The 21,949-nt window shown below is 36.8% G+C and carries 13 protein-coding genes and 2 pseudogenes; 11 read left to right on the top strand and 4 right to left on the bottom strand.

Features of this window, described 5'->3' with window-relative positions:
- Positions 1-1,381 precede the first annotated feature (1,381 nt).
- Positions 1,382-2,588 (bottom strand): annotated as a pseudogene (locus tag F6K54_RS19090) (RNA-guided endonuclease InsQ/TnpB family protein).
- A gap of 526 nt (positions 2,589-3,114) precedes the next feature.
- Here F6K54_RS19090 and F6K54_RS19085 point away from each other — a divergent pair.
- Both F6K54_RS19085 and F6K54_RS19080 read left to right on the top strand, forming a co-directional pair.
- Positions 3,115-3,738 carry a hypothetical protein gene (locus tag F6K54_RS19085; RefSeq protein ID WP_293080487.1) on the top strand — a complete coding sequence of 208 codons (624 nt, stop codon included), beginning with the start codon at positions 3,115-3,117 and terminating at the stop codon, positions 3,736-3,738.
- Between the two features lie 74 nt (positions 3,739-3,812).
- Entirely contained in the window at positions 3,813-4,961 is a 1,149-nt protein-coding gene (locus F6K54_RS19080; protein WP_293080484.1) for a hypothetical protein, read from the top strand.
- Between the two features lie 1,050 nt (positions 4,962-6,011).
- Here the strand turns inward: F6K54_RS19080 and F6K54_RS19075 are convergent.
- Positions 6,012-6,311, bottom strand: coding sequence for a hypothetical protein (locus tag F6K54_RS19075; protein ID WP_293080481.1), 300 nt, complete (start codon positions 6,309-6,311; stop codon positions 6,012-6,014).
- A gap of 210 nt (positions 6,312-6,521) precedes the next feature.
- Between F6K54_RS19075 and F6K54_RS19070 the strand changes: the two genes are divergently transcribed.
- Complete coding sequence (locus F6K54_RS19070) at positions 6,522-7,256, top strand: MORN repeat-containing protein (protein WP_293080478.1); 735 nt, start codon at positions 6,522-6,524, stop codon at positions 7,254-7,256.
- A gap of 656 nt (positions 7,257-7,912) precedes the next feature.
- Here F6K54_RS19070 and F6K54_RS19065 read toward each other — a convergent pair.
- Positions 7,913-8,137 carry a hypothetical protein gene (locus tag F6K54_RS19065; RefSeq protein WP_293080475.1) on the bottom strand — a complete coding sequence of 75 codons (225 nt, stop codon included), beginning with the start codon at positions 8,135-8,137 and terminating at the stop codon, positions 7,913-7,915.
- 75 nt (positions 8,138-8,212) lie between these two features.
- Here F6K54_RS19065 and F6K54_RS19060 point away from each other — a divergent pair.
- From F6K54_RS19060 to F6K54_RS19025, 8 genes and pseudogenes are all read left to right on the top strand, one after another.
- Positions 8,213-8,320, top strand: a pseudogene (locus tag F6K54_RS19060) (IS200/IS605 family transposase); the annotation flags it as partial.
- Positions 8,321-8,867: 547 nt separating this feature from the next.
- The gene (locus tag F6K54_RS19055; RefSeq protein WP_293080473.1) at positions 8,868-9,488 is read left to right on the top strand and encodes a DUF6391 domain-containing protein; all 621 of its coding nucleotides are present in this window, start codon (positions 8,868-8,870) and stop codon (positions 9,486-9,488) included.
- A 91-nt stretch (positions 9,489-9,579) separates the two neighbouring features.
- On the top strand, positions 9,580-9,810 hold the full coding sequence (locus F6K54_RS19050; protein ID WP_293080470.1) for a photosystem I reaction center subunit IV: 231 nt from the start codon (positions 9,580-9,582) through the stop codon (positions 9,808-9,810).
- Positions 9,811-9,973: 163 nt separating this feature from the next.
- Positions 9,974-10,882 (top strand): DNA-formamidopyrimidine glycosylase, encoded by a 909-nt coding sequence (locus F6K54_RS19045; protein ID WP_293080467.1) that lies wholly within the window; start codon positions 9,974-9,976, stop codon positions 10,880-10,882.
- A gap of 173 nt (positions 10,883-11,055) precedes the next feature.
- On the top strand, positions 11,056-11,274 hold the full coding sequence (locus F6K54_RS19040; protein WP_202223311.1) for an NAD(P)H-quinone oxidoreductase subunit O: 219 nt from the start codon (positions 11,056-11,058) through the stop codon (positions 11,272-11,274).
- Positions 11,275-12,618: 1,344 nt separating this feature from the next.
- A complete protein-coding gene (locus F6K54_RS19035) occupies positions 12,619-13,980 on the top strand; it encodes an RNA-guided endonuclease TnpB family protein (RefSeq protein ID WP_293080462.1) in 1,362 nt (453 codons plus the stop codon).
- A 79-nt stretch (positions 13,981-14,059) separates the two neighbouring features.
- Positions 14,060-14,551: a hypothetical protein gene (locus tag F6K54_RS19030; RefSeq protein ID WP_293080459.1), complete on the top strand. Its 492-nt coding sequence runs from the start codon at positions 14,060-14,062 to the stop codon at positions 14,549-14,551.
- 799 nt (positions 14,552-15,350) lie between these two features.
- On the top strand, positions 15,351-20,645 hold the full coding sequence (locus tag F6K54_RS19025) for a hydantoinase B/oxoprolinase family protein (protein ID WP_366558169.1): 5,295 nt from the start codon (positions 15,351-15,353) through the stop codon (positions 20,643-20,645).
- 482 nt (positions 20,646-21,127) lie between these two features.
- Here the strand turns inward: F6K54_RS19025 and F6K54_RS19020 are convergent, their stop codons facing one another.
- Entirely contained in the window at positions 21,128-21,844 is a 717-nt protein-coding gene (locus F6K54_RS19020) for a DUF4465 domain-containing protein (RefSeq protein ID WP_293080454.1), read from the bottom strand.
- Between the last annotated feature and the right edge of the window lie 105 nt (positions 21,845-21,949).

The raw sequence follows: 21,949 nt of genomic DNA, 5'->3' as shown, positions 1-21,949 counted from the left end.
GACCACAAATAATGGGATTTGGTAATAACATGACGTTCAACTAGCTTCATATCTTAATTGTAGCTGATAACGACTCAATAGATAGACAACTGAATAGACTTGCTTATTTTAGTTTTATAGCTATAGTAATGAGTAAGTTTGATGAACTTTAGATAAGTTTTCGCTTTGTGTCTTTACCCCTGACTGGGTGAACTACAACACCCTCTATCCCATGGTCAAAGACATTTGGGACTACTTTTTTATTATACTCACAGAGCGGTTCACACACCTCTGATAGTGATTCAGCCTTGAACGATTAACCTAGGTTAGATATACCATTAAATAAATATCTGGTCAAGGATTATTAAATTTTGTTAAATCTTTAGTAGCTCTTTTGTACAAATTCACGAAGATATTTGACATTGTTTGGCTACATAAGACTATATTATTTATGTACAACGTTTATGATACCTAATCTCGGTTCTATAAATGATTAAGTTCAAGATACTACAATTAAGTAGATTTTTATCTAAATTAATATCTACTTAAACTATATGAGTAGACCAGTATTACCAGTTATCAAATATTTTTAACAGATTTGTAATTGACCTCTACTATTGAGCGATCGCTCATCAGTTAACTGTTTCCAACTCCAGTTGATAGGAAAATTTGAACCGGAATTAAACTAATACCCATTGAGATTTGAGATTTTAGAGTCTTTGTTTCTAGTTTCCCCAAATATTATTTTCTTTGTCTCAATTTAGAATATACAGTTTGAATGCTGAATCATTTACTAATAGTTGTTACCTAAAAACCGCTCGATTTTTACTAATTCAATGAAAATTTTAGCTCAAAATACCATATTATTCAAATCATTTCTTAATTTAAAAAGCGTTTCACTCCGGAATGCTCCGCAAACAGATACCATTATTTATACACAAATTTTTAGGTTGATAGCTGATAGCTAGTTAACTTCAATATTAATCTACAATATTGAATTAGCTTGATATAAGTATAAATTTGATCATGAAGGGAGGTCAAAAAAAATAGCTTCATAAGGCACATATATATAGAAAAAATATAACTCACTACAAACGAATAAATCCTCAATAATTTAATTTTTTTGATAGATTAATACTCGCTCAAGTTGATAAATTTTTGCCTTGCGAATTTTAAGTATGAAACTCCCCCGCCATGTAAGTTTTGAGCAAAAAACAAAAGTGCAAATCATACCTATTTTCCCTTTTTAGTTAGGAAGAAAACACCTTTATATCTCCTAGCTCCTGTACGTTGGGAATCCGACGGTTCCCCTACCTGACTCCTGAAATATCATAAATTGATTCAGCAACGCCTAAATTTTAAATACATAAAGTAGTCTAATTGACATCCTCCCGACGCTGCTCTACGAGACAGCGCGGGATTCCTTAACATCACTGTTAGGGGCTTTCTGTTTCATAGCACCCGCCTTCCGAGATTTACTCCCTTCAGGTCTTACAGTCGCTCCACAGACTGACACTGCGAGTCCCGCAGCCAAAATGTTGATCGAAGCGTTTATGTCCCTGTCATGGTGAGCTGCACACTCTGGGCAATCCCACTCTCTAATACTTAGAGGTAATTTTTCTACTATGTGTCCACAATTAGAGCAACGTTTAGAACTAGGAAAATATCTATCAATCTTAATTAATTCCCGCCCATACCACTCAGCTTTGTATTCTAATTGTCTGACTAATTCCCCCCAGTTGGCGTCACTTATTGCCCTTGCTAACTTATGGTTTTTAACCATGTTTTTTACCGCTAAATCCTCAACTACTATCGTTTGGTTTTCTTTGATTAGCTGAGTAGTTAGCTTGTGGGTATAGTCAAGCCTTGAATCTTTGATTTTTGCGTGTATCCTAGCTAATTTCAGCCTAGCTTTTTGATAGTTATTAGATCCCTTAGTTTTTCTAGATAGAGACTTCCCTGCTAACCTCAATTTTTTATGTAATTTCTGAAGATTCTTTGGATTGGCAATTTTTTCTCCATCACTTGTAGTTAGTAAACTGGTAATTCCTAAGTCAATACCTATTTGTTTGAGTACTGGTTTGATTTTTAAATTTCTAGTGTCGCTGACTCTCAAAGATATAGACCATCTGCCAGAAGGGTCAAGTTTTACAGTTATTGTGGTTGGTACACAGTTTTGTGGTAGTTGCCTACTCCATCTTATAGGTAATGGTTCAACACATTTGGCTAGATAGACTTGACCATCTTTCCACTTAAATGCTGATGAGTGTGAACTCAGCACTACCACCATTCCGTTTTTTCTTGAAGTTTGGGTATTTAGCACGGCCACTAAAAAAATTAGAGAAGGCACTCTGTAAATGCCTCAAACCTTGCTGTAATGGTACACTACTTACTTCTTTTAGAAAATCTAAATCTTCCTGCTTTTTCCAGTTGGTAAGCATAGCAGAAGTTTGCTTATACCCTACCCGTTCTTGTTTCTCATACCAAGCTTGAGTCCTTTGTGCTAAAGCTTTATTGTAGACCAAGCGTACACAACCCAAAGTCCTCCGCAACAGACTTTCCTGCTGCTTAGTAGGGTAAAACCTAAATTTGTACGCTTTTTCAACCATCTATTGTTTACTTTTCCACATTTACATTTTAACAGACTATTTGTAAAACCGCAACATTGATTGGTTTTCCCATCCCTCCGCTCCCCTGCGGGAGAGCGCGGGTCTTCAACCAACGTTGAGATAAATATCCTGATTTTTTGTTTAAGAATGGAATTTTGGTATACCAAGTTCACTATTAATATTAGCTTTACGTGTAAGCATTCAGCTATTAGCTGTCAGCTATCAGCAACAGGACTCTCTCATATCAGGACAGTGTTTAAATTAATATAGACTTTAAGACCAAGAGAGGCAAATTTTGTAGTAAGACAATTAAATATTGCTTTTATCCTAAACTAAAAGCAATAGCTGATAGCTGATAACGCAGTTCTGACCATAGGAGGCTGCCTGACTGCTGAATGCTTACCTTTACGTTATAGTTATTGATGTTCGATCAAAAAACATAAAAATGTGGTAACCAAAGTAGTAGTGATGGTATAATTTGTCTTATATTGTATTGTAAAACTTATCAACATAAATAAAATTTCAAATGAACAAAAAAGTCTTATATTTTGTCAGCATAGGAATATTAGCCACCTGGATATTTAGAGGTGAATCTGTAGCATTTAATGATGAAGATACGCAACTAATGGCATTATCAGATTCTACAAGTTTTTCTAACCAAATCCTAGCTCAAGTTCCAGATGCTCCATCTTCTGATTCACAATCACAATCGACTATTCCATCAGCAGAAGTTCCAGAAAAGTCCAGTACAGTTGCTAACTTGATCCAATCTACCGACCCAGAAGAAAGAGAAAAAATTTTACAACAAAACTTAGGAAACGAAGAAGATACTACAATTCAACCTTCTGAAACAATATCTGTGCCCACAGGTAGAGACCCATTTTCTGTTGTTCCTGAAATACCAGTACCAGAATTCTCGCCAGAAGAATCTTCCGTAGCCCAATTGCCAGAAATACAAGGCCAACAATTACCAGGTCTACCTACTCTTCCTGAAACTACAGCTCCCACTACTTGGCGACAAAATGTTAGAAGGATAGTGCCTAGCGATGATAGTCTAATTGTTGCTCAACAAAGACGACGAAGAAGACCATTATCTAATACTTCACCATTTGAACAAAATACAAACTCATTTGTAGAACAGGGTTGTTAATTTTATCACAAACATAGTATGATTTTGCTAAATTTTTGCTACCCTTGACAATATTAGGCTTTTCGGAACAACCAATGCGTAAATTTTTACTAATATTAGGAGTGGGGTTATTATCGATTTGGATAAGTGGATGTGAATCTTTACCATTTTTTAATAGAGGAAACAGTTCTACTGCCAATACTCCAGAAACTTCCCCTACTTCCATAGATCCTCCAGAATCTCCTTCTCCAATTATTGCTGTTGACGAACCTTTCCCATCTCCAGATATTCCTCAAAAGTCAGAGACAGCACAAGATTTAATTAGGTCTACAGACCCGAATGAAAGAACAAAATCTCTCCAACAAGAAGTTCAAACTCAAACACCTACTTCTATTTCAAGCATTCCAGATACCAGAGACCCCTTCTCAAATTTACCAACTATTCCAGTACCAAGTCGAAGATCGAATCAAACAGGAAATTCTATATCTACCCAACTTCCTGAATTAGATAGTCAACAAGTACCAAATATTCCAACTCTACCAGAAACCAAATCTCCTTCCTCTTGGAGGGAACCAGATTCAACTCTAGCCAGAAGAAACCAGGGGACAGACTCAAATCAAGTTGGTCAACAACAAAATTCACAACAGTCATCTACCACAAAGGGACAAAACTCAAGTTCAGCTCAATCACCCTCTCCATCAAGGCAAACGGCCAACAGTAAGCCACTGCAAAACACAAACAGACAAGCAGCATCAGGAAACAATACTCAGTCAGGGAAAAATAGTAATACAACAGTTGCAGCTCACCCTCCAGGTACGACACAACAATCACAATCTCAAGAGCCACCACCTCCACCAAAACCTCCAGAGTTGCCGAGTTCATCTACTCAACAAGTACCAGGTTTACCAGAACTGCCAATAGGCTCAACCCCACCTCCTCAGTGGCGAGGGCCAGGTTTTCCACCACCACCGCCACCACCACCACCACCACCACCAGATACTACTATTGCCGACGGTATAGAGGTTAGTGGAGTTGTGCAAGTGGGACATCAAAAGCAGATCATTGTAAAGGTTCCTACAGAACCTACAAGTAGATATGTAAAAATTGGACAACGACTAGCTAATGGTAAGGTATTGGTAAAACGAGTGGACTTTAAGACAGGAGCTGACCCAGTTGTCGTGTTTGAGCAAAGTGGCGTGGAAGTTCAAAAAGAGGTAGGAAGTAAGCCAGCAACTGAAGAGTAATAAAAAATAAATTATTCTAATTTATTAGACTTGCTCTATTGAATTTGGCTGTGTCCCTATAAACAGGCTTCATCATTACCAATGCAGTTGTTGCTAGACAAGGATTTGGCCACGGATACACGGATAATTAATCTGCATTCTGTGAAGCTCCAAAAAAAACGGCAAGGAATTTCCCCTTGTCTCCTCAAAAAAATGGTGATAGTATTTTATTATTGGTTACAACTCGCCCCTAAGCATGACTTTTTATTCAACGCCAGAAACAGCATTTCGTGACTGAATATATATAGAAGAGATACTCACGCCATCAAAACACCAGAAAAGTTATCATTCTGTGAACTTCTAAGACAAAGAAGTTGTGATGCCGAAAAATGTTTTACCCCATCAACACATCCATATATACTCATGCAGAAGCAAAGAAAAATTATCATCCTATGAAGCTCCAAAAAAAACGGCAAGGAATTTCCCCTTGTCTCCTCAAAAAAATTATGATAGCATTTTGTTATTGGGTGTAACTTGACCCTAAGCATGACTTTTTATTCAACGCCGAAACAGCATTTCGCCACTGAATATATATAGAAGAAATACTCACACCATCAAAACACCAGAAAATTTATCATTCTGTGAAGCTCTAAGACAAAGAAGTTGTGACACCGAAAAATGTTTCACCCCATCAACACATCCATATATACTCATACAGAAGCGATGTAGCTACCGCTAGGCTCCGCCAACGCTATTATTCACAACCAAAGAAAAATTATCATCCTGTGAAGCTCCAAGAAGTAGCAAGGCTTTTGCCCTTGTATCTTCAAAAAGCGAGTGTGTAATTCCGAGGTCTCCTCGGAATGAAAGACACACTCAAGACAAATCCTGATAGTATTTTATTGTTAGGTGCAACTCGCCCCTGCGCATGACTTTTTATTCAACCTTAAAACAGAATTTCGTGACTGAATATATAGCGTTGCTTTTCATTGACTGCTCCCCTGGCTAAAGCCGAGGGGATTCTAAGCAGATAATGCGAACACGGATTTATCGGTGTTGCTCCGTTTCTTCTTAGCTGACCAAAGATATATTCTCTGGGGACAATTTCATTGTGCCCCTACACAGTCGGCTTAAGTTTAACCTTAGCTTTCTGCTTACTTTTGTGATTATATTTGCAGCGACCTTACAGTCTGCATTAATTAACCAATTATTACCACTTCTATACAAACCACGCTTTATTCTTTTCGGTGACGGTTTCCAATCATTGGGTTTTTCACCATAAATAGGTAGATTGTTACCATCTAAAAACGAAGCGACATTTGTATAACTGGCGTTGGTGTTTCTATAAATATAATTCCATACTCTTGACATAATTGAGCTATTCTTTTCGGTAAAATAAAATACATCGGATTAAAATCCGACTCCAGGCCTTTCATCCATCGCTTAAAAGACGATGGCTTTCATGCTCCTGTGTTATTTAGGTAATTATCTATATCCCACAGTTCTGTAGAACTCTATATAATAATGGAATCAAAAAATAATAGAAACTCTTTAAATTAACAAATAGGCTTAATATTGGCCATGATGCTATCAATAAAACAACTAAAAATAGCAATATTAACAGCTTCTTGCCTGGGATACACAATTTTGATGTGGCATCCTCAGTCCTTAATGGCACAAGAACAAACAGAAGCACCTTTTTGTGAAGGCAACCCTCCTACTGGCAGAGTTAAATGTAATTATCCCAATGGAGATAATTATGCTGGAGATTTTGTCAATGGAAGGCCAGAAGGAAGTGGTGTATATGTCTATGCTAATCGTAATCGCTACGAAGGACAGTTTCGGAATGGCTTTCCTAATGGACAGGGTACTTTTATCTTCTCTGATGATTCCAGAGTTACAGGAGTCTTCCAAAATGGACAGATTAGATCGGGTACAATTATTTTTGCCAATGGCGATCGCTTTGTTGGAGAATTTAACTTAGTTGAGAATCTATCTAGTAATGTGATTAGTAGTCAGCCTACTGGTCAAGGTCAGTTTATTTATGCTAATGGCGATCGCTATGAGGGAGATTTCTTTGCTGGCTCTCCTTTTGGCCCTGGAGTATTTACTCGTGCTGATGGTATACGGTGTCAAGGAGATTTTTATAATTCAGAACTAGATGGCAAAGGAAGTTGTACATATCCTAATGGCATTCGTTATGAAGGAGAATTCAGAGGAGGAATACCTCATGGTGTCGGGATTATTATAGATGCTGAAGGAAAACGATTTCCTGGGGTGTTCCGTAATGGTCAAAGAGAAGAAGAAACACAGTAAATATCTCTTATAAAAGAGGGAGTATGGAGTAGGGGGAAAGAATTGTTCACGAATTGACATACTCTCCGGCGGTTAGGCGCGGAGATTATCCTGAAACCAGGATTCTTGGTTCACTGAGTCCACTTAAACTAATTACCTTGCGATACCTAGCCCAGAGATGGTTCTCTCCCCAAGGGTTTGCTCTATTCCAAAAGCCTGTGGAACTATGCCCTACGGTACAGTTCAAACCTCAAAAATTTTGGTTCTCTGGTACTTGTTGCTTAGAGCCTTTCCATGTACAAGCATTACTGTACAAAACCCCATAACTCTATTTTTCAAGGTGCAAACGCTACAGTTAAGTAGCTATAGGTTTTTAGAGCGGTTGAATACCTTTGCGCTGTTTCGATAATAACACAAAGTCCCCCTAAAAGGGCTATCCATTATCAGCAAAATTATTTACAAAAGTAGATAATGCCTATTATCAAAAGCTTACAAGCATTTTGTTGGTTTTACAAGCTTTGACAAACTGACTAACTTGTGTATTCCTAAAAGTTGTTTTTTGTCATTGCGATCGCAACGACACTAGGAGCTTTCAGACTTCCAAACATCAAATGATATTTTTGTCAAGTTTTATGTTAAGAAAGATGTTTATAAAGCATAGCTAAAAGGGGGAGGCTTTAAACCCAATTTTTCGGTAAGAAGTCAGTAGGGGTGATTTGCGAATCACCCCTAAATAGGGCTTGCTGATTAATTCTAAAAGTATTTACAGATAAAGGTAAGTGCCTTTTTAGGTCTAAAAAAGTGCAAGCTTTTCGGTCTAAAAAGCTAAAAAAGCTAGTATTTTGGGATGATTGTGGCAGAACAATCTTGGGACAAAACTTAGCTCCTACCCCTTCGCTCATTCCCCTAACTCCTGTCTCCTGTCTCCTGTCTCCTGACTCCTACCTCAACAAAAAGACTTTTTCCGCAAACCCTAAATCAGAAAGGTGTTTCCAGATTTAAAGAAACTCCCCTTCTTATGGACAAATAGCTATTTTATTAGTACTGCGGGAAACCTTTGCAGCGAAATAATTAGGGTTTGCTGAAAAAGTATTATAAGTGAGATTAGGAGTCAGGAGAAATGGGAATTATAGAGGAGGTAGGAGTAATAATTGTCCCTAGTTACTATTATCTCAATATCCACAAAAACTCACTGGTTAAATTAAAATTGGTATTTGACATCCTCCCGACGCTGCTCTACGAGACAGCGCACCGATTCCCATCCATCAATCAAACAGACTAAGCCGTTTGAAAGATTCAGGGCGGGTTGACACCTCGCTGGAAAATGCTGGCCAAGCCAGTCTAACACTTCCTCCGTGTCCGTTTAACTTCTCCGTTAGCGCAGCTCCTCCGGAGGAGGCGTGCCCCTCGGCGACTTGATTGAACAGTTACAGTAATCGCGCACCTTGATTTTTGGCCTGAGCAATATTTGTATGTTAACAGATTATCTGCAAAACCGCTCTTATTGATTGGTTTTCCCATCTCTCCGCTCCCCTGCGGGAGAGCGCGGGTCTTCAACCAACGTTGAGATAAATCTTGAAAAGAATAAAATGTAGAAATATTTAATTGCCAAGAGCAAACAAATTAAAAAACATGAAAGCAAGCACCTCTACTTCCTTTGAAAATCAGCAATTTCCTTTTAATTTTGCCCCCCAACCTACACAAGATAGTGATTTTCTCCAACAACTAGAATTTATTCCTGGCTTAAAAGAAATATTGACAATTAGACAAGTTCATGCTCTAGAACACGCTACAGTTTGGGTACTAAGTGAATTAGCAAACTCAGGAAATTCAACATCCTTTGAAGAATCAATTGGAGGAATGTCTACACCACAAGGATTTTACCTTTATGGTTCAGTAAATTTATCTCAATTAGAAGAAGCAGTAGAAGTAGCATTACAGCGAATTACTTCTGGAGAATGGAACTTGGCAGTACATCCTAGATGTGGCACAAATTTATCAGTGGCAATGACTCTCACTCTAGGATTAGCTGTAGGTATAAATGCACTGATGCCTAGGAAACCAATTGAGCAACTCTTAGGTTTTGGCATTGCAGCTACAGCAGCGATCCAAGTTGCACCAGAGCTAGGTAATTTAGCCCAAAAATATTTAACAACTGCTATTCCTTTCAATTTAAGAGTGGTAAACATTTCTGTAACTCAAGATTTATGGGGTCGTCCAGCTCATTTTGTTCAAGTATCCTGGCTCAATTAGTTGCAACAAAACTTAAAAAAATCTCAGACTTAAAAGATATAGTATGAGAGGACGATTTTACCATTATTAAATTTTAAGGAAAAAAAAATTCATGGTTCAACGTGGTTCTAAAGTTCGGATTTTACGCAAAGAATCTTACTGGTATAACGAAATTGGTACAGTTGCTTCCGTGGACAAAAGTGGGATTAAGTACCCTGTTATTGTTCGCTTTGACAAAGTAAATTATGCAGGTTTTAGTGGTAGTGCAGCTGGCGTTAACACTAATAACTTTGGTACCTCAGAAGTAGTAGAGGTAGAAGCTCCCAAAGGTAAAAAGAAGTAGCCTCAAACTATTCTTTGGACCCAGAGCTATGCAAAACCTCAGTTGATCAATTCTAGTTAAACCAACAAAAATAGGCTAAAACTGTCTCAGATTAATGCTTAACTAGAAAAAATTTCTACAGTATCTATAATAATAATTAATACTGTGAGAAATAGTTAGTACTGTGCCAGAACTGCCAGAAGTAGAAATAGTAAAACGAGGTCTCAATCAACTGACTCTCAATAAAAAAATAGTGGGTGGGGAAGTGTTGTTAGAACGCACAGTTGCCCACCCAGTTTCTGTGGGTGATTTTTTGGGCGGTTTGCAGGGAAAAGCGATCATGGGGTGGCATAGACGAGGTAAATATTTACTTGCCCAACTCTACAAGTGGGATAGAAAAACTCCAAAACTTACACAGCTTAAAGAAAACCAAGATGGTTGGCTGGGAGTACATCTACGAATGACAGGCCAACTTTTATGGGTAAAACCAGAAGAAAGTCTACATAAGCACACGCGAGTGAGAATATTTTTTAGCGATCGCTCTTCAGGAAGTGGAGGTCATCCTACCGATGAATTAAGGTTTGTAGATCAACGCACTTTTGGCCAGATGTGGGGAGTACCACCCGCAACAGAAATATCTCACATTATTACTGGTCTGAAAAAACTGGGTCCTGAACCATTTTCTCCTGAATTTTCCCCAGAATATCTTACCAAGAAACTTGACAAAAGACACAGACCAATTAAAACAGCCCTTTTAGACCAGACAACAATTGCTGGGTTGGGTAATATTTATGCTGATGAAGCGCTATTTCTCAGTGGTATTAGACCAACAACTCTGTGCAAAGATTTGACGGAAACTCAAATAGAACAACTGCATCTAGCTATACTCAAAGTATTACAAAACTCTATAGATGCAGGTGGTACAACATTTAGCAACTTTCTAAATGTTAAGGGAGTTAATGGTAATTATGGTGGTGTAGCTTGGGTTTATAATCGTGCTGGTCAACCATGTCGAATTTGTGGTACTTCTTTAGAGAAAATTAAACTAGCGGGTAGGTCTACTCATTTTTGTCCTCAATGCCAACAACTCTAATAGAAGCTTAGATTTGTCTGCTCCTATTTAATCTTCCTGGGATAAAACCAAATTTTGGTAGTCCCCTATAAATTTAGAAGCTTCTATTCTACACTGTTAGGCTCAAAGTCGAGTCATTCAATCTCATTCCGTATTAGAATTTCAACAGAAAATGTAAAAGATGGAAATAATATATGGCAAACATTAAAAAAGGTAGTGTAGTTCGTGTTGTGCGAGAAAAACTTGAAAATAGCTTAGAGGCCAAGGCTAGTGACACAAGGTTTCCTCCCTATATATTTGATAGTCAGGGAGAAGTGGTTGATACAAAAGGAGATTACGCTTTTGTCAAATTCGGCAAAGTACCGACTCCAAATATTTGGTTACGATTAGATCAGTTAGAAGAATTCAAGTAGAAATAATTCCAACAAGTCTATTAGTAAAAAGGTTTTGATGGTCTTTAATTTGAGTGGAATTTGAATAGCTATACTTTTTCCACCAGCATATAGACTCTATTGTAGAAAATGGGAATTACCAATTTTGGTCTTTCCTTCTGCCCAGTTTTTTTGAGTAAAATTTTCTAGAAGCTTTAAATACATAAAAGACAGAGGTCTTCTAAAAATTTGAACAGGAGACCTCTGCTGATTATTTTGCCAAAATTATAACGCACCAAATTAAGCAAAGAACTCTATGAATTATGCTTCTGTTAGTGACGTTCTCCTACATCAAATCAAAGATTATGATGTAGGCTTCCCAACCTCGCGGATAGGGCTTTCTGTTTCACAGGGAGTGCAACCACTTAACCCTCACCAGACAGAGATGATGAGACCCACCAACTTTTTGTACTGAACAATTCTGTACTCCGATACACACCCTCAAGAGTTTTACCTTTTCACGGGCCAACCGCGAACTTCATGAATTGAACCCCATACTCACTATTTGTTTTCTATGTGCTGTTATCAGGTGCGTATTACCGCTACTCCTTAGTCGATCATAATAACACAAAAAAAACCACAATGCAAGCTATAAGTGGACGCTACGCGGTTTATTTGTTGGTCGGCAATTCCCCTCCCGTTAACATTTGTATAAGGGGAGACCCCTTGCCGACATCAAAGTTGGTATTTGCTATGTTCAATAGCGGTTTTCACATAGATAGACTACAGTCGCTAAAGCATTATCCTACTCCCTACTCCCAACCCAAAAGAATTTTATAGCCTACTTAAATGAAAAGCGTTGTAATTATTTTAGCAGGAAAGTTAGGCAGTACCCTGACCAAAATATTGTTAAAATCAAAATCAACTTTTACCTTGTAGTGTCTATCTTAAAGAGCAATATAGTTTAGAAAATATTTTTTTATAAGTTCCTTGTTTGTTAGGAAGTAAGGTAGTCAGAAAAGTATTAGAGGTAAACTTGACAAATGCAGAACATTCTGCATTGATTAATTGTGAACAGAAAATGTTTCAAAGTATAGAGATGACAAAAAAATGCTGAATATTTAGCTTTTTTTGTCTAAAAGCATTTCTGATTGTTCATAAAAAATAAGCTATTAGAGTATTTTCTGATAGCTCAATATTAACTTAAAATTGCTCAATCATTTAATTGGTTGTGGGTGGGTTTAAGAAACTAGAATAGGAGTCTACCCAATGGCGTTTATCTAAACGTTGGCAGAAGACCCGCGCTCTCCTGAAAGGGAGCGCCGGGATGAATGCCAACCCATGCTATAACAAAACTACGAGCGTATTAGTAATAGGTCGAAAATATTGAAAGCTAGATACAAATACCGCATTTATCCTAATCAGATACAAATAACTAAATTAAATCAACTATTTGGTTGTTGCAGGTATGTTTGGAATAGTACGTTAGCATATTGTAATCAACTATATTCTGATGGGCAAAAGAAACCTAGTTATGTTGACTTAACTAAACAATTCATAACCCAAGCGAAAAGGGAATTAATTTGGTTAAAGGAAGTTGCATCTACTCCATTACAACAGTCTCTTAAAGATTTAGACCAAGCTTACAGAAACTTTTTCCAAAGCTGTAATGGTAAACGTAAAGGAATTAAAGTTAAACCACCATTATTTAAGTCAAGAAAGTCTAGACAAGCTGCTAGATTTGTAGGAGCTAATTATCAAGTTTTTCAAGATAAAATCTATCTGCCAAAAGTAGGTAATATTAAAATTATTTGGTCAAGACCATTAGCTAGTAATCCTAGTTCGGTCACGATAATTAAAGATAGCGCAGGACGTTATTTTGCTAGTTTTGTTGTAGAAACTAATGCAGAATATTTATCTAAAACTAATAATTCTATTGGGATTGATTTAGGTATTAGTACATTTGCAACTTTGAGTAATGGTGAGAAAATATTTAGTCCTAAGCCGCTTAAGAAAAACCTTAAGAAACTAGCTAAATTTCAACGTAAATTATCGAGAAAACAAAAGGGTAGTAAACGTAGAGAAAAAGCTAGATTGAGAGTAGCTAAACTTCATGCCAGAATCAAAGATATTTCCTTCGGAATGCTTCGCAAACGTACAGATTTTTTACATAAGCTCTCTACTAACTTATCTAAAAAGTACAACGAAATTGTCCTAGAAGATTTGAACGTTTCTGGTATGATTAAGAACCGGAAATTGGCTAAAGCAATCAGTGATTTAGGGTGGCGAAAATTTAGGACTTTATCCGAGGCTAAGTGTGAGAAATATGGTCGTAAATTTAAAATCATTAACAGATGGGAGCCGACATCACAAAAATGTAGTTTTTGTGGATTTAAAGGAGGCAAGAAAGAATTAAATGTTTCCTGCGGAATGCTGCGCAAACGTGAGTGGACTTGTTTAAATTGTGGTACTTTCCATGATAGGGATGTTAATGCAGCAGTTAATATTCTAAATACTCAATCTGTTGTTGAAACAGTAACTCAACCGATAACCAAAGTTAAAACTGTTAAAACCGAGTTATTAGATAATCCTGTACAATTATCACTTTTCAATGAAGTCGCCGGAGGATATTCGGAGACAGGTAATAAACGGACACGGAGCCGACGTAATTCTACCCGTAAAACAGTAGTTGATGGCAATGATGTGTCAACCCGCCCTGAGTTTGAACAGCTTAGTCTGTTTGAATAGATGGGAATCCCGCGTTGTCTCGTAGAGCAACGTCGGGAGGATATCAATGATGGTTTCATAAAAATAAGGTAATCTGGAAATGTCAACAGAAAATCAGAATTTAGAAGCAGAAACAAATATTAATTTAGAGTCTGCTCAAGAAAGTTTTGGAGAAGAAAGTGTTGAGGATGTAAATAAAACTCGTTTGCTACTTACTTTATGGGATTTAGGAGGAGAAGGGGAAACGGCAATAGGAGTAAAAAAAAGTGAATTAACTACTAGAGTTAAAAGGAAAAAATACGGTAAAAAAATAGGTAAATATCAAGGAGTATATGAGGAGTTAGAAAAATCAGGAGCAATTAGAATTGAGATAAAAAATAGAGCAGTATTAGTTTTTATTACAGATATAGGTAAGGAAATGTTGAGAAAGGGTTTACAAAATCCTGATTTTAATTTTGAAGGAACTGTAGTAGCGGCGAGGTTAGCAAATACGCTTTTGAGATGGATACGAGAAATAGGTAATCATAAAAATTTGAAAATGGAGATAGAAACAACGGTAATTTATGAAGGGAAGGTACATGAAGAAGAATAATAATAAATTAATTGATAGAAGTAATGTTATAGCGATGGGATGAAACAATTTTACCAGCGCTGTATTTATGACTGAATAGGGAAAATTATGGATATCTTTATATGAATCATATTTGGTATGAATTAGTAAGTATAAATATTTTAATGACATTATTTATGATAATCAGTAAAGCTATAACTATTACTACTATTGACTACTAGGTTTTAGGTGGTAGGTATTGGGGGTTAGGTGGCACTTAATGAAGTCAGAAGTCAGATGTTCAAGAATTTAGAATTTAGAATTACCTCTCCTTTAAAACGGATAGGATTGACTAATAATGAAAATTTTTTCTTCTCTTGGTTGATTGGATATGGCGTTTGCTACCGCAAAGCTTTCCTAACGGAAAAGCGTCCCGGAGGGAATGGAAACCCGCTCTTATCAGAGCCACTCCGAATTGCGCCATCCCACCCTACGGGAAGCTCAGCTACGACTGCTTTTATCCCCTTAAAAGAGGAGGCTTTATAGCACAATTTTTCGGTAAAATGATGATTCATAAACTACTATCAGAAAATGTAGACTGCCTTCTTGATATGTTTAGCTCAGATCAATTATTTTTGGTGAGTGGAAGAGATGATAAAACTGTTAAAATTTTGCAATTATAGCTTTTATCCCTTGAATTAGATACAAGATTTCTGGTTTTAACGAACAGAAAAGAAAATCAAGTCTACCTCACCTATATAAATATTAGCTATAACTCTGAATATTCTGTTATAAACCACTCAAATTTATTAAATTCTAAATTAATATGACTAACACATCTATGACTAACAACTCTTGGCAATTTTGGATAGACCGTGGAGGTACATTTACTGATATAGTTGCTAAAGCTCCGGACGGTCAAATTATTATTCATAAACTATTATCAGAAAATCCTGATCGCTACCAAGATGCTCCAGTACAAGGAATTCGTGAAATATTAGGAATTCCTCAATATCAACCTATTTCTTCTGAAGAAATAGAAGTGATTAAAATGGGTACTACTGTTGCTACAAATGCTTTATTAGAAAGGAAGGGCGACCGTACAGTTTTAGTTATTACAAAGGGTTTTAAAGATGCTCTAAGAGTTGGTTATCAAAACCGACCAAATATTTTTGCTAGAGAAATTATTTTGCCGGAAATGTTGTATGAGAAAGTTATTGAAGTTAAGGAACGTTATACAGCGAAAGGTGAAGAAATTATTCCACTTCAAACAAAGGAGTTAACTATTCAACTTCAAGAAGTTTATGCAGCAGGAATTAGAAGTTGTGCCATTGTATTGATGCACGGTTATCGCTACCCGAAGCACGAACAAAAAATTAAAGAAATTGCTCAAGAAATAGGATTTACTCAAATATCTGTATCTCACGAAGTTAGCCCTTTAATGAAATTAGTTAGTCGGGGAGATACTACTGTAGTTGATGCTTATTTATCACCAATTTTACTAAGATATGTCAATCAAGTCAGTAATTCTTTAAAAAAGGGAACAGGGAACAGGGAACAGGGAACAGGAAAGGAAAATAATTTTGCCAAAAATATTTTAAGCAATATTTCAGAAAGACAGCCAGAAAAAAAGGGAAAAGGGAACAGGGAACAGGGAACAGGAAAGGAAAATAATTTTGCCAAAGAACTTTTAAATAAAAGCAATATCCAAGAAAGTAACCAATTGAATAAATTAGGAACAGGGAACGGAGAACAGGAAACAGAAAAGGAAAATAATTTTGCCAAAAATATTTCAATCAATATTTCAGAAAGACAGCCAGTTAAATTAATGTTTATGCAGTCAAACGGCGGTTTAACAGATGCTCAAAAATTTCAAGGTAAAGATAGTATTTTATCTGGACCTGCTGGTGGAATTGTTGGAGCAGTTCAAACAAGTAAAATGGCTGGTTTTCATCAGATAATTAGTTTCGATATGGGTGGTACTTCTACTGATGTTGCTCATTACGCTGGAGCAGAAAATAAAACAATAGAATACGAGCGAGAATTTGAAACAGAAATTGCAGGGGTAAGGCTACGAACTCCAATGATGTCGATACATACTGTGGCTGCTGGTGGAGGTTCAATTTTATTTTTTGATGGTGCTCGTTATCGTGTCGGACCTGAATCTGCTGGAGCAAATCCTGGTCCGGCTGCTTATGGAAAAGGCGGACCTTTAACTGTCACAGATTGTAATGTAATGGTGGGAAAAATACAGCCGGAATTTTTTCCGAAAGTTTTCGGTAAAGATGGAAATTTACCTTTAAATTTGGAGATTGTTCGAGAAAAGTTTACTCAGTTAGCAGCAGAAATAGGTAATAGTAAAAAACCAGAAGAAGTAGCTAGTGGATATTTAGCTATAGCTGTGGAAAAAATGGCAAATGCGATTAAAAAAATCTCTTTGGAGAAAGGTTATGATGTTTCAGAATATACTCTTTGTTGTTTTGGTGGAGCTGGCGGTCAACACGCTTGTTTAATTGCCGATGCTTTGGGAATGAAACAAATATTTATTCATCCTTATGCCGGAGTTTTATCAGCTTATGGCATGGGATTGGCAGATATTCGAGTTATGAAAGAAAAGGCAGTTGAAAAAATACTAATTCCAGAATTATTGCCAGAAATTAAACAAATTTTAGTCACACTAGAAACTGAAGCTAAACAAGAAATAAATTCCAATCAAAATCAAATATCCTTATCGAAAGTTCACATCAAATATCAAGGCAGCGACTCAACATTAATCGTAGACTTTGCCGAAAATATCTCTATAATGAAATCCGAATTTGAAACAGCCCATCAACAAAGATATGGATTTATCATGGCAGAAAAATCCCTAATAGTTGAAGCAGTTTCCCTCGAACTTATTCAACAAATGGAAACTCCAGAAGAAACAGAAAATTCTCCCACTCAAAAAACTGCCATAACTCCAATTACAACAACAAAAATCTACACCGCCGGAAAATGGCAAAATACACCTATTTATCTACGAGAAAACTTACAACCAGGAACAAAAATTAATAGCCCCGCCTTAATCATAGAAAAAACCGGAACAAATATTATTGAACCAGGTTGGCAAGCAGAATTAACCCTCAAAAACCACCTCGTATTAACTAAGAACAAAACCACAGAAAATCAAACAGAACCAACCACAAAATCTCAAACAAAAATCCCAACATCAGCAGACCCAGTAATGCTAGAAATATTTAATAACCTATTTCGAGCGATCGCCGAACAAATGGGAATTACATTACAAAAAACTGGCTCCTCAGTAAACATCAAAGAAAGACTAGACTTTTCCTGTGCCATCTTCGATCGAGACGGTCAATTAGTTGCCAATGCTCCTCACATTCCCATACATTTAGGCTCCATGAGCGAAAGTGTTAATGCCGTAATTTCTGACAAAAAAGATATCCTCAAACCAGGAGACGTTTATGTTTTAAATAATCCCTATAACGGTGGTACTCATTTACCAGACATAACAGTTATTACCCCCGTATTTCCACCTCCCCAAAAAACCAAAGATATTTCACTTTCCCAGATAAAATATTCTCCTGTCATTGCAAAACAGGAAGACGATAAATCTATCACTCAAAAATTAAAATCTGTACATCTTTCTGACAATGAAAAATTAATTTGGGAAAATCAGACAAATATTTTTCCTGAAACTAATACCAGTGAAGAAACTTTATCCGATACAAATATTGGTTTAGACGATAAATCTATCACTCAAAAATTAAAATCTGTACAGCTTCCTGGCAATGAAAAATTAATTTGGGAAAATCAGAAAAATACTTTTCCTGAAACTAATACCAGTGAAGAAACTTTATCCGATACAAAAATCACTTTAGGCGATAAATCTATCACTCAAAAATTGAAATCTGTACAGTTTCCTGGCGAAGAAACTTTATCCGATACAAAAATCACTTTAGGGGATAAATCTATTACTCAAAAGTTGAAATCTGTACAACTTCCTGGCGAAGAAACTTTATCCGATACAAATATTTTAGGCGATAAATCTATCACTCAAAAGTTGAAGTCTATACAGCTTCCTGGCAATGAAAAATTAATTTGGGAGAATCAGACAAATATTTTTCCTGAAACTAATTCGGCTGAAGAAACTTTATCCGATACAAATATTGCTTTAGGGGATAAATTTATTACTCAAAAGTTGAAATCTGTACAGTTTCCTGGCAATGAAAAATTAATTTGGGAGAATCAGACAAATATTTTTCCTGAAACTAATTCGGCTGAAGAAACTTTATCCGATACAAATATTGCTTTAGGGGATAAATCTATTACTCAAAAGTTGAAGTCTGTACAGTTTCCTGGCAATGAAAAATTAATTTGGGAGAATCAGACAAATATTTTTCCTGAAACTAATTCCAGTGAAGAAACTTTATTCAATACAAAGATTGCTTTAGGGGATAAATTTATTACTCAAAAGTTGAAATCTTTACAGTTTCCTGGCGAAGAAACTTTATCCGATACAAATATTGGTTTAGAGGATAAATCTATTACTCAACAATTAAAATCTGTACAGTTTCCTGGCAATGAAAAATTAATTTGGGAGAATCAGACAAATACTTTTCCTGAAACTAATTCCAGTGAAGAAACTTTATCCGATACAAATATTGGTTTAGAGGATAAATCTATTACTCAACAATTAAAATCTGTACAGCTTTCTAGCAATGAAAAATTAATTTGGGAGAATCAGACAAATACTTTTCCTGAAACTAATTCCAGTGAAGAAACTTTATCCGATACAAATATTGGTTTAGAGGATAAATCTATTACTCAACAATTAAAATCTGTACAGCTTTCTAGCAATGAAAATATTATCTCTAAAAATCAAACAACTACTTCCCTAACCCCCCCTGAAAAGACAGAAAAAAGAGAAACTCCCATATTTTATGTAGCCTCCCGAGGTCATCATGCAGATATAGGTGGAATTACCCCCGGTTCCATGCCACCCCATAGTAAAACAATAGAAGAAGAAGGAATATTAATCGATAACTTCCAACTCGTCAAAAACGGAAAATTCCAAGAAACAGAAATATTAAACATCCTCACCTCCGGCAAATATCCTGCCAGAAACACCAGTCAAAATATTGCCGACCTCCAAGCACAAATAGCAGCAAATGAAAAAGGTACACAAGAACTTCAGAAAATGACAGAAAAGTATGGCTTAGAAACCGTACAGATCTACATGAAATTTGTGCAAAATAACGCTGAAACATCAGTACGGCAAGCCATCAAAAAACTCTCTTCATCACTCAACAAACAAAATTCCACATCCACCTTCGATGACGGCAATAAAATTCAAGTTTCTGTCAGTCTCGATCAAAAAAATCTCAGTGCAAAAATAGACTTTACAGGAACATCTCCCCAACTTTCCACAAACTTCAACGCACCAAGCGCAGTATGCAAAGCAGCAGTTTTATATGTCTTTCGTACCCTAGTTGATGATGATATTCCCCTCAATGCAGGTTGTCTCAAACCATTAGAAATTATTATCCCCGAAGGTAGTATGTTAGACCCCAAATATCCCGCAGCTATTGTCGCTGGAAATGTCGAAACTTCTCAAACTATCGCCGACACTCTATACAATGCTTTAGGAATAATGGCATCCTCCCAAGGAACAATGAATAATTTCACCTTTGGCAATAGTAAATATCAATATTATGAAACCATTTGTGGAGGTTCCGGTGCAGGTATTAACTTTCATGGCACCGACGCAGTACATACTCACATGACCAACTCCCGGTTAACCGACCCCGAAGTTTTGGAATGGCGGTTTCCAGTATTATTGGAAAATTTTGCCATTCGTTCCGACAGTGGAGGCAAAGGTTTATATAAAGGTGGCAATGGAGTAATTCGGAAGATACGTTTTTTGGAGCAGATGACTGCCGGGATATTATCAGGTCATCGGGTTATTTCTCCCCCTGGTTTGAATGGTGGGGGTAATGGTTTAGTAGGAAGAAATTATGTAGAACGCAGTGATGGGAAAATTGAAGAATTGGGGAGTACCGCCACTGTGGAGATGAATGCTGGTGATGTGTTTGTTATTGAAACTCCCGGTGGTGGGGGAGTAGGAAAGTTGTAGGGTGCGTTTGGCTGTGCGACATAAAACGCACCTTACTATTACATTTACAGCGTTGGTAAATCAAGAGATTAAACTTTAAAAGTAATCTGTTTGTGATACCTCTAAATAGGGTTTGCTGAAAAAGTCTTTTTGCTGAGGCAGGGAATAGGGAATAGGGAATAGTTAAGAGTCAGGAGTTAGGGGAGTTATAGAGAAGGTGATCGTTAATTATAGCAATAGTGATTTTTCTGCTTCCCTCACCCCAAAATCCTAACTTTTTGAGCATGAAGAGCTAAAAACCTGGTACTTTTTCAAGACCCAAAAAGGCTAAAATCTTTATCTGTAAATGCTTTTAGATTTAATCAGCAAGCCCTAAATATTTAATCAGAGCAAGTGATGGGTATCACCCCTAGTAGAAAATCATCCTACCAATTACCAACGCCAAATTTACTACCTTATATGTTTGCCTAGAGCTTATAGATCCATAACTCTAGCAATTAATCCTATTTGCGCTTTAACATTGAACCAACGCCAACAGCACCGAATACTAATAAACCAAGATTTGAAGCAGATTCTGGTACAGATTTGTGTAAAATCAGATTATCCAAAGCAAAATATGCTGGGGTATTTAGCCCAAACTGAGGGTGATTATCAGATGAGGTGAGTGCGAAGGAAAGTTTAGTTGCAGCGTTGAGAGGCGATAAATCAACTAAACTCCAATCATCAACAATGAAGTCTTGGGAGTTATCTGCAAAACGATAATCCGCTAAATAGAACTCTACACTTCCTACCGAAGTATTAGAATCATCCAGACCATTAATTGTCAACAAAAAGAAGTCAGGATCGTTGCCAGATACACCACCAAACTTCTTGCCAAACTGATCTCCATTCAGCATAGAGAGAGCAGCGTAGGTTGTATTTGTAATCCTTACAGAATCAACCGAATAACCATCAGGTAGCTCAATCATGGCATCGCCCGGATTAAAGGTAAAAGCCACGCCATAATTTCCCGTTCCACCAAACCCAGTACCAGTAAAGGCACTATATTGATTTGTGAAACCTGGTGTTGTAGTGTCAGAGGTATTTGAATAAGACCATCCTGACCAACTTCCAAAGGTGGAATTAAAGCTATTGTTAAAAAAAGCATCCTGACTTGTAAATCCCCCAGCGCCATCAGAACCATTGTAAAATTCTTCAGGTGCAACATTTAACCTACTCAAAGCTATTCACCTTGAATCTGTATAGCATCACCGATCAAAGTGATGGCTGTTGCCTGCAAAGCTCGCAACATAATATTACGAGCGCCGTTCCAATCCCTATGGGCA

The sequence above is a fragment of the Okeania sp. SIO3B5 genome, from assembly GCF_010692555.1.
Classification (GTDB): Bacteria; Cyanobacteriota; Cyanobacteriia; order Cyanobacteriales; family Microcoleaceae; genus Okeania.
The sequence above is the reverse complement of the archived record's forward strand: the minus strand, read 5'-3'. Positions and strand labels throughout refer to the sequence as shown.